Genomic DNA, 9,823 nt, shown 5'->3' on the forward strand with positions numbered 1-9,823 from the left:
GAAATAGATTAATCTAAATCAATCAATTTTTGCTTGTATGATTTGTGTTGCTCAAGCACATCGTGTGCAGCACCACCGGTCAGTTTACTGACCAGAACAATCGCAATGGTAGAGAAGATGATTCCCGGTACAATTTCGTACACATCGAACCAACCGCCAGATAGCTGCTTCCATATAACGATGGTTACGCCACCCACTAGGATACCCGCAAGTGCGCCGTGGCGGTTCATGCCACTCCAGTACAGGCTAAGTACAACAGCAGGGCCAAATGCGGCACCGAAGCCTGCCCACGCGTAAGAAACAAGACCTAATACTGAACTGTCTGGCGTCATCGCCAGGAATAGAGCCAACAAAGAAATAACGATTACGCCGATGCGACCAATCATTACGATCTCTTCTGAAGAAGCACTTGGCTTAAACACTTGCTTATAGAAGTCTTCTGCTAATGCTGAAGAAGAAACAAGAAGCTGAGAGTCCGCTGTACTCATTACTGCTGCAAGAATCGCCGCAAGCAGAATACCTGCTATAACTGGGTGGAACACAGTGTTCACGAGTAGCATGAAGATTTTCTCACCATCTTCAAGTTGCGTACCCGGATGACCAGTTACCCACACGAGCCCAACAAGACCCACAAGCAACGCACCTGCCATAGACAAAGCAGTCCAGCCTACAGCGATACGACGTGCAGTTGAAAGATCTCTGTTTGAACGAGTGGCTTTGAAACGAGCTAGGATGTGAGGCTGACCAAAGTAGCCCAGACCCCAAGCGGCTAGAGAGATAATCGCGATGGCCGATAGCGGTTCGCCTTTCACGTCGTTCCACAGCGTTAGTAGTTCAGGGTTAATGTTGTGCATATCTGATGAAAGCTGACCGAAACCACCTTGCATGACAGTAACTGGCACAATCATCAGCGCCGCAGCCATCAACAATCCTTGCACTAAGTCAGTCCAAGATACCGCCAGGAAACCACCAAACAATGTGTAAGAAACCACACATAATGTGCCAATAATTACCGCGTAGGTGTAATCAAGGCCAAATACTGTTTCAAACAGCTTACCACCGGCTACTAAGCCTGAGCTTGTGTAGAAAAGGAAGAATAGAAGAATGAAAAACGCAGAGATAGTCTGAATCAGTTTTGAAGTATCATTGAATCGGCGTGACAAAAACTCTGGTAGCGTTAACGCATCTGTTTGGATGCTATATGTACGCAGACGTTTTGCACTGATCAACCAGTTTGCCCATGTACCGATAAGCAGACCACCGGCCAGCCAAAGTGCTTCAATACCTGCAGCATAAGCGTAACCCGGCAGACCCAATAGCAGCCAGCCACTCATATCTGATGCACCAGCTGAAAGTGCCGCAGGCCATGGGCCCAAGCTACGACCACCCAGGAAGTAATCAGATGAGTTAGAAGTCCTCTTATACGCATAAATGCCAATGGCAACCATGATGATTAAATACGCCACAAATGTGGACGTGATAGCAATGCTATTTTCTATCATTTGATAGTCCTCGTTATAATAATTTCCTTCCTTGTATCCTTTGACATTTTACTGTCTCAGCAATGCGTCAAAGTAAAAGAGACCAATCTGGTCAGCTTTCCGGCTGATAATTCCAGATTGGTTTCGCAAGTCAGGTTTAGTGAGCCTCGTTCCCCAACTCAAGTAGAGTCGCGTTACCACCCACCGCGGTAATATTTATCGTTCGAGTACGCTCAGTAATAAAGCGCAACGACAGATGAGGATCGTGAGCCAGTTTAGCTGACTCTAAATCCGTTTCAGAAACTAAACCAACGATGGCACCATCGCGCTTAGCCAGTTGAAGATTGAGCGCGTGCTCAACCTGAGAATGCCCAACATAACCCACACTACGTACATCGCTCTCAAGCAATGCGGCTGACGCATCGTACGCAACTACCTGAACTAGGTTAGATGGGAAGTTTGCTGACGACACAGCTTGCGTAACCAATTGGTTTAGCTCTGTATTGTCACTGCAAATCACAACGCTGTTCCCTGCAATCAGGGCGCAGGTGATCATCGCAAAAGCACTGTATAACGCGTTTGCAGTGTTATCGGTGTTGTTTTCACAAATCACCAAAGCAACACCACGTCCAGCGGTATACAGTTCGTTAGTTTCACCCGTAGGTCCTACTAACAGATGAGATTCTGCAAGAAGTGCCGACGCTTGTTGCAAGTGAAAAGAAACCACTTTTGCAACAACCGTATTCTTCACTTCCAATGCAGATTTAAATGCCAGCACATGCTCACATTTGTAATCAAAATCAGTCAGATTCCACTGTTCCCAGGCAGAAAATGCATCTTTAAAATATGTGATCTGATGAACCATAATGCGACTCCTTATGCGTTCTCTGCTTGAGCAATTGTTTGTTGAGCAAGAAATTGTTGAGTAAAGCGGTACAGGTAGTGCGGACCACCAGCTTTTGGGCCAGTACCAGACAGTCCTTGGCCACCAAATGGCTGAACACCAACTACCGCACCAACTTGATCTCGGTTGATGTAGCAGTTACCTACTCGTGCGTGTTTTTCAATCCAACGGTATGTGGTTTCGTTACGGCTATGGATACCCATAGTCAGGCCGAAACCAGTTTGGTTGATCTGCTCTATCACGTTTGGTAACTCTGATGCTTTAAAACGAACAATATGCAGAATCGGGCCAAATTGCTCTTCTTTAAGAACATCAATGCCAGAGATTTCGAACGCACTTGGTGACACAAAATCACCGTACTGACACGCTTCATCCAGTTGCAATTCAGCAACTTTAGTTTGCGTCTTGCTCATATGCTCAAGGTGAGCCAGGAGTTTTTGCTTCGCATTTTGGTCGATAACCGGACCAACATCGGTTTTGTGCAGATATGGCAAGCCAACATGCAGCTCTTTCATCGCACCTTGGATTAGGTTGATGATACGACCTGCTACCTCTTCCTGTACGAACAGTACACGCAGCGCAGAACAACGCTGACCCGCAGAGGCAAATGCAGAACGAATCACATCACGGACCACCTGCTCTGGCAGAGCAGTACTGTCGACGATCATCGCGTTCTGACCACCTGTTTCGGCGATAAACGGTACTGGTTTCGCCGTACGCTCTGCCAACGTCACGTTGATACGCTGCGCTGTTGCCGTAGAACCGGTAAATGCCACACCCGCGATCGCATCGTGAGAAGTCAGTGCATGACCAATTTCACCACCACGACCAGGAAGCAACTGAATTACGCCTGCCGGGAAACCTGCCTCTAGCATTAGTTCAATCGCACGAGCTGCGATTAAGCTGGTTTGCTCTGCTGGTTTCGCAACCACAGTGTTACCCGCAACCAATGCCGCTGTAACCTGACCAAGGAAAATCGCCAGAGGGAAGTTCCACGGACTGATACAAACGAAGACACCCAAACCTTCACGGCTCGCAATGCGTTTCACGCCATCGAAACCTTCCAGCTCAAATGGCTGTAAGTTTTGCGCTTGTTTTGCATAGTAACGACAGAAATCAACCGCTTCACGAACTTCATCAATGCTGTCGTGAATTGTCTTACCTGCTTCTTGATGACAGATTGCCACCAGTTCCGCTAAGTTTTCTTCCATTAAGTCAGCAAGCGTTTCTAAGCACTTCGCTTTCTGTTCAATCGCTGTACCTTTCCATTCAGGGAAGGCGCTCTGCGCTGCTTGAATTGCTGCGGAAACATGATCAAGAGTAGCGAAAGCCACTTTACCAACCTCAATGCGGCGATCATATGGTGCGGTAACGATCTCAGCAGCGTTATCCTTGATCATGCTTTCGGCAAAAGACTCACCGTTGATCACAGGACCTGCTGTCCATTGATTTGCCATGAAGCTTTCAACTTGAGATTCAAACGATGTAGCTTCGCTCTCAATATCAATGTTGACGCCGTAAGAGTTCTTACGCTCAGAGAAAATACCTGATGGCAACGGAATCTTCTCGTTGTTCAGAGTACTGAAGCTCTTCAACATATCCACTGGATGGTGCGTCAACTCATAAATTGGGCAACGAGCATCAACCAGACGGTGTACAAACGAACTGTTCGCACCGTTTTCTAACAGGCGACGAACCAGGTAAGGAAGCAGATCCGCATGGCTGCCAACAGGCGCGTAGATTCGCACTGGTTGACCGTACTTAGCCATCACATGGTTATAAAGAGAATCACCCATGCCATGCAGACGCTGGAACTCGTAGTCTTTGTGCTGAGCCATAACCGCAATCGCCGTTACGGTGTGAGCATTGTGACTCGCAAATTGTGGGAAGATATTGCCACGCACACCTTCGCTCAATAGGAAACGAGCACAAGCAAGGTAGGCTACATCCGTCGCTTCTTTACGCGTATAAACTGGGTAGTTTTCGTAACCAGCTTGTTGAGACCATTTAATTTCGCTGTCCCAGTAGGCGCCTTTAACCAAACGTAATGGGATAAGATCGCCCTGCTCTTTTGCTAAACCATTCAGCCATACAAGCACTGGTAGAGCGCGTTTTGAGTACGCCTGAACAACAAGACCAAATTTACCCCAGCCTTTCAAAAGATCGCTGCGGTAGATTTTCTCAAACAGCTTGAGAGAAAGCTCAAGACGGTCGGCTTCTTCCGCATCGACAGTGATTGCTACGTCGACTTCGATTGCGCGTTTCAGCAACTGCATTAACGTGTCATACAGTTCGGTCATCACACGCTCTTCATTTGCCACTTCGTAACGAGGGTGCAATGCGGATAGCTTAATTGAGACTGAAGGAGCAGGGCTGGTGTCATTACCGTATGTCTCTCGACCTACCGCTTCGATCGCCATTAGATAGTCTTTGAAGTATTTGTTCGCATCAGCTGTCGTTAGCGCTGCTTCACCCAACATATCAAATGAGTATGTGAAACCTTTGTCACGCATTGGACGACCATTTTTTTGCGCTTCTTCAATCGTGCGGCCACGAACAAACTGGTGGCCCATGATCTTCATCGCCTGATACATGGCTTTGCGGATCACAGGTTCAGAGAATTTGTTTACCAGACGGTTTACAGCCTGACTTGGGCTCTGGGTGCCTTTTTCACCAAGACCGATCACTTTCCCGGTTAACATCAAACCCCATGTTGATGCGTTTACGAACACAGAATCAGAGTTCTTCAGGTGAGATTTCCAGTCCGCAACGCTTAGCTTGTCTTTGATCAACGCATCAGCGGTTGCAGCATCAGGAATACGCATTAATGCTTCTGCAAGACACATCAGCAAGATACCTTCTTGTGTATCTAAACTGTATTCCAGCAGCAGTGCATCAATCATCTGGATTGACTTCTTATCGGCACGAATGGCTTCGATAAGTTGGGTCGTTTGGATAGTGATCGCCGATTTTTCTTCCTCTGTCGGCGTCGCTAGCGGCAATAGTTGCTCTAGCCATTGAGACTCGTCCACCATATACAATGGCGAGATCAGTGACCACAACTTATCAAGCGGCTGCTCAATAAATTCCGGTGTCAACACGTTTGTAGCTGTAAACATGTGTGTTCCTCAATCTCACTCCTCGAAAACCGCTTCGAGGATCATCAATGGCTGGGAGTGTATTTTGAGGCCGACAAGAATACTTGTCAAAAACTACGGCATTTTTGCTAAAAACTCGCTTTTATAACAAAACATCCACACAATCACACTCAAATGAGCAATATTTTGTGTTGTATATTTTAATTTATCTGGTTTATTAACAACAAAAATCAAACGATATCAATAACATTATCCGCTCTATAACGTTGTTGGTGAGATAACTTAGGAAGGACTAACGATTTAATGCGCAAATTGACTAAAAATTAAGAAAAAAGAGATTTTTATCACAAAATCACCAACAAAAAGACCATGCTATAAACATGGTCTTAAAAAGAATTTTCTGATTCTATCCAACTTGTTTCTTATATTGAGATGGGGACAAACCCTGTAGGCGAGTAAACGTGTGAGTGAACGTGCTCTGATTCGAGAAGCCGGTGAACTCAGCGATTTGACCAAGTGAGAGATTACCCTGCTTAATCAGCTCCCGCGCCATGTCGATGCGTTTACCTAAAACATATTGATGTGGTGTTATGCCCATCTGTTCTTTGAACATACAGTGGAACTGACTCTCGCCCAAAAACACTCGGCCAGCAAGCTGCGAAACGCTGATCTTTTGGCTCAAATGTTGCTCGATATAGCGATCAATCGCTTCCAAATCAAAGCGTGACTCTTTACGACTGGTTTCAAACGCAGAAATATGGCGCTGCATCAAAGCAATGACTGTATCGTTACAAGCACGGCTCAACAAAAGATCATCTGGGTGACTGCGCATCTCCTGAACAAGCATCTGGATCAGCTTCTGAATTTGACTATCCAGTTTAAAATACAAGTGCGAACGTTCTAGATTATTGATTTTATCAAGTATTTCAGGGTCATCATTAGTTGGTTTCGGCATATTGAGCACCAATATATCCGACTGATTTATCACACCACCGAAAGCATGATCAGAGCATGCCGTTACCACGCATCCCTGACCCGGTCCGACTAGATTACCCTGACCGCGAACTTCAAATTCAGCTTGACCTTTTAAGCCAATAACAATCTGCGTATAAGAATGATCATGGCATTCCATGTATGATGGGAGCGTGATCAGTTCTGCAGGACGAGGTTGCATACTTTCTTTATATAACGGGGCTTTCGGGTTAACTGAATCAATCATTTCACACAATCATCTTAAGCGTACGGCTTACATCTGGCATGATATACCTTCTCCGGTAGCTTGCAAATCATCCCCTTCAGCAATTGCACAAGATCAAATCAAAATGATCAAAGCGCATTTCATGATCATCGTTCCGGAACGATGATCATGCGAGATTAAACTACGGTTAACGCCAAACCAATTTTTTTAACAAAAACGGACAGATAGAGACCACCACGCAGCCTAACACTCGCTCTTTGCAATGATCCTCAGGAACCTGTGATTTTTTATTTGCCTATAAACTCTTGATTTGATACCCGCAATACTATGCTTCAATCGAATTACATCGCATAGAGGGATTTCCCCCCTTACTTATATTCTATTGATTCAATACATTAGCCCATGAGCTTTAGGAATATACCCCTAGATCTCTCGGTATCTAATTGATGCCTCTAACTTACTTAGCAGACCCTCGCTACGTGATTTAGAACCTCTTCTACACGTCAACAAGATTTTGTCTTGTGTTGCCAGCCCGTCTTCAGGCTGGCTTTTTTTTGCTAATCGAAATGAAAACAATGGCATAAGCTGATATTATATCGGCCACCTAACTGTATCCTTGCGTCAATCATCACTCAGAATAATCATAATCAAGCTGATCTCAATACCAACAAGCCCCCGCGGCAAGATTCGAAAGCATGATCAAGGTAGTTCTTTGTGTAAATTAAACTAAAAACGAAGACGCGAGTTAATTGACCTACAAGTTCGCAGGCAAAGAGTAGTGAGTCTCTAGTGAATATTCCAATCAGTACCATTGAACAGTCACTCCTTCGACAGCTACCAGGTTGTTGGGGATGCAAAGACAAAGATTCCGTCTTCCGTTATGTGAATCAGGAATACGCCGAGTTAATAGGCTATGCCACTCCCGAAGACTGCGTTGGCAAAACCGACTTCGAGATGCCCAGCCCAACGATAGAGTGTGCTCAAGAATTTCAACGCCAGGATAAATATGTTCTGGAAACAGGCCAATCGTTGAAAATTCTTGATATTCACCCTTATCCAGATGGACGCTGGCGTGCACATATTTTCACCAAAACACCCTGGAAAGATGAACAAGGCAAAATTCTTGGCACCATCTTTTACGGTAGGGAACTGACCGACACTGCGGTGATCGAAGTTGGTTACTGGGTCTGCCGAGCTGTCGATACTGCTCCCAATCAGCAATCTATATTCCGTTTTTCTAATCTGAATCCCAAGCCAGAAAAGTTGACCATCCGCGAGCAGGAAACACTCTTTTTATTACTTTATGGAAAGAAACCGCAGTACATTTCGCAGGTTATGGGGATATCAACCAAAACCGTCGAAGGGCATGTCGCCCGCCTGCGTAATAAATTTCGGGCAAACAGTAAAAACGAGCTAATCGATAAGGCTATGGAAGCTGGATACGGCTCTATCGTCCCGAAGACGTTACTCAAACATCAGTTGTCCGTTGTGCTCAATGGTGATCGCTAAACTATCTCAAGCTGATACAGATTAATGGTCAGCATAAAACATCCCCGAACAAATAACCGTCTACAGTTCGGGGAGCAAAACTAAAACAATGATGAAAGTGCTCTCTGCGCTGTCTTAAAAAGCTTCCCTATCGTTACTTCAAATACCCAACGAATAAATTTCGCGGAAAGATCGGTTATTTTATCCACACTACGCCCAGCAAACACTAACATGTGTCCTAATAGCCCCTTAGTTTGCTCTGCCAGCTTACCTGAAGCCGCCGCAACTTTTTCAATACTGCGAGCTAAATGATCATAAAACGTCATTCCTGATGAAAGCCGCGCTTGGATTTCAATCGCTCTATAATGCTGAGGACCAGCATCTTTAAGAAGTGTTGTCAGCGCTGCACTTAACTTTTTTGTAGTGGTCAACAAATTCCGGACACAGATTTAAGCCGATTTTCGGCATTGACTGGCGACAGCCCATCATTGGCTTGATGAGGCCGTTGCCGATTATAGTAGTCCATCAAATAGTAGCTGATATCTTTCTTCGCTTGAGTTTGGGTCAAGTAACCCGTTGCTGGTACCCATTCAGTTTTTAGGCTTCTAAATAGCCTCTCCATTGGAGCGTTGTCCCAACAGTTACCTCGACGACTCATGCTTTGGGTTATGCGATATCGCCAAAGTCTTTGACGAAACTTACGACTGCTGTACTGGCATCCCTGGTCTGAATGGAACATCACGTTCTGAGGCCGCCCCCTTTGCTCCCAGGCCATATCTAGGGCTTTAGAAGCTAATTTAGCATCAGGCTTATCCGATAGAGACCAACCCACGACGCGCCGGCTAAAGAGGTCAAGTACCACGGCGAGATAACTCCACTTAGAACCTGACCAGATATAAGTAATGTCACCGCACCACACTCGATTTGGAGCAACCACAGAGAATTCACGCTTCAGCAGATTCGGGATATCCAACCGCTCTGATTTGGCCTGCTTATATCGATGCGAGCCTGGCTGTTTGCTCATCAGACCGGCTTCTTGCATTATCTTCCGCACCTTAAATCGCCCGATGTCGATGTTTTCTGAACGTAACATGGATACAAGGGCACGACTGCCAGCAGCACCTCGGCTCATGTTGAAGAGCTCTTTAATTCGGCTTGCTAGCCGAATGCGATTAGCGTCCGGCTTTCTCTGTTTAAACTCGTAGTAACAGGAAGAAGCCACATTGAACAGTTCGCAAAGCATCTTGACCGACTCATGCTCCCTTAACTGATCAATTAACGAGAACGTTCGAGTTCGTCCGACATTAAGAGAGCGGTGGCCTTTTTTAGTATGGCTTTCTCTCTTTCTAATCGACTAATTCTGGCTTCTAATTCCTGGATTTTTTGTTGTTCAGGCGTAAGGGCCTTGGCCGCCGGAGTTGTACCACCACGCTCAATCTTGAGTTGGTCGACCCAACGTCGTAAAGCTGTTTCACCAACATCCATGGAGCGTGCTGCTTCAGGTACCGAATATCCTTGGTCAAGCACCAAGCTTGCAGCATCCATTTTGAATTCAGCAGAAAATGTACGTCGTTGTCGTTTTGTCATGGAACACCTCATTTATGGTGGAGACTTTACCACCTAATTTGGTGTCCGGGATCATTAAACCACTACA

At 45.7% G+C, this 9,823-nt stretch carries 7 protein-coding genes; 1 reads left to right on the top strand and 6 read right to left on the bottom strand.

The window, feature by feature from the left end; all coding sequences use genetic code 11:
* Window positions 1-8: 8 nt before the first annotated feature.
* The 4 genes from putP to WJM94_RS08965 all read right to left on the bottom strand — a co-directional run bounded on the left by putP (window position 9) and on the right by WJM94_RS08965 (window position 6,702).
* Window positions 9-1,502, bottom strand: a complete 1,494-nt coding sequence (gene putP, locus WJM94_RS08950) for a sodium/proline symporter PutP (protein WP_444493901.1) — start codon at window positions 1,500-1,502, stop codon at window positions 9-11.
* Between the two features lie 136 nt (window positions 1,503-1,638).
* Window positions 1,639-2,346 carry a 1-pyrroline-5-carboxylate dehydrogenase gene (locus WJM94_RS08955; RefSeq protein ID WP_444493902.1) on the bottom strand — a complete coding sequence of 236 codons (708 nt, stop codon included), beginning with the start codon at window positions 2,344-2,346 and terminating at the stop codon, window positions 1,639-1,641.
* Between the two features lie 11 nt (window positions 2,347-2,357).
* Entirely contained in the window at window positions 2,358-5,504 is a 3,147-nt protein-coding gene (putA, locus tag WJM94_RS08960; protein ID WP_444493903.1) for a bifunctional proline dehydrogenase/L-glutamate gamma-semialdehyde dehydrogenase PutA, read from the bottom strand.
* A 385-nt stretch (window positions 5,505-5,889) separates the two neighbouring features.
* Entirely contained in the window at window positions 5,890-6,702 is an 813-nt protein-coding gene (locus WJM94_RS08965; RefSeq protein WP_444493904.1) for a helix-turn-helix domain-containing protein, read from the bottom strand.
* Between the two features lie 768 nt (window positions 6,703-7,470).
* On the opposite strand from WJM94_RS08965, the gene WJM94_RS08970 reads away from it, so the two are divergent.
* Window positions 7,471-8,190 (top strand): helix-turn-helix transcriptional regulator, encoded by a 720-nt coding sequence (locus WJM94_RS08970; protein WP_444493905.1) that lies wholly within the window; start codon window positions 7,471-7,473, stop codon window positions 8,188-8,190.
* A gap of 80 nt (window positions 8,191-8,270) precedes the next feature.
* On the opposite strand, the gene WJM94_RS08975 is transcribed toward WJM94_RS08970, so the two are convergent.
* Window positions 8,271-8,600 (bottom strand): hypothetical protein, encoded by a 330-nt coding sequence (locus tag WJM94_RS08975; RefSeq protein WP_444493906.1) that lies wholly within the window; start codon window positions 8,598-8,600, stop codon window positions 8,271-8,273.
* Window positions 8,597-9,756 (bottom strand): IS3 family transposase gene (locus WJM94_RS08980; RefSeq protein ID WP_444492974.1). Its coding sequence is split into 2 segments (ribosomal slippage): window positions 8,597-9,498 and window positions 9,498-9,756, totalling 1,161 coding nucleotides; the frame shifts between segments, so codons are not numbered across the junction. The genes WJM94_RS08975 and WJM94_RS08980 overlap by 4 nt, the downstream gene beginning before the upstream one ends.
* Window positions 9,757-9,823: the final 67 nt, after the last annotated feature.

This window comes from Vibrio sp. YIC-376, from assembly GCF_052353105.1.
Classification (GTDB): domain Bacteria; phylum Pseudomonadota; class Gammaproteobacteria; order Enterobacterales; family Vibrionaceae; genus Vibrio.

Coding starts and splice junctions, on each gene's coding strand:
- putP (WP_444493901.1), bottom strand. CDS start 1,502: ATGATAGAAAATAGCATTGCTATCACGTCCACATTTGTGGCGTATTTA.
- WJM94_RS08955 (WP_444493902.1), bottom strand. CDS start 2,346: ATGGTTCATCAGATCACATATTTTAAAGATGCATTTTCTGCCTGGGAA.
- putA (WP_444493903.1), bottom strand. CDS start 5,504: ATGTTTACAGCTACAAACGTGTTGACACCGGAATTTATTGAGCAGCCG.
- WJM94_RS08965 (WP_444493904.1), bottom strand. CDS start 6,702: ATGATTGATTCAGTTAACCCGAAAGCCCCGTTATATAAAGAAAGTATG.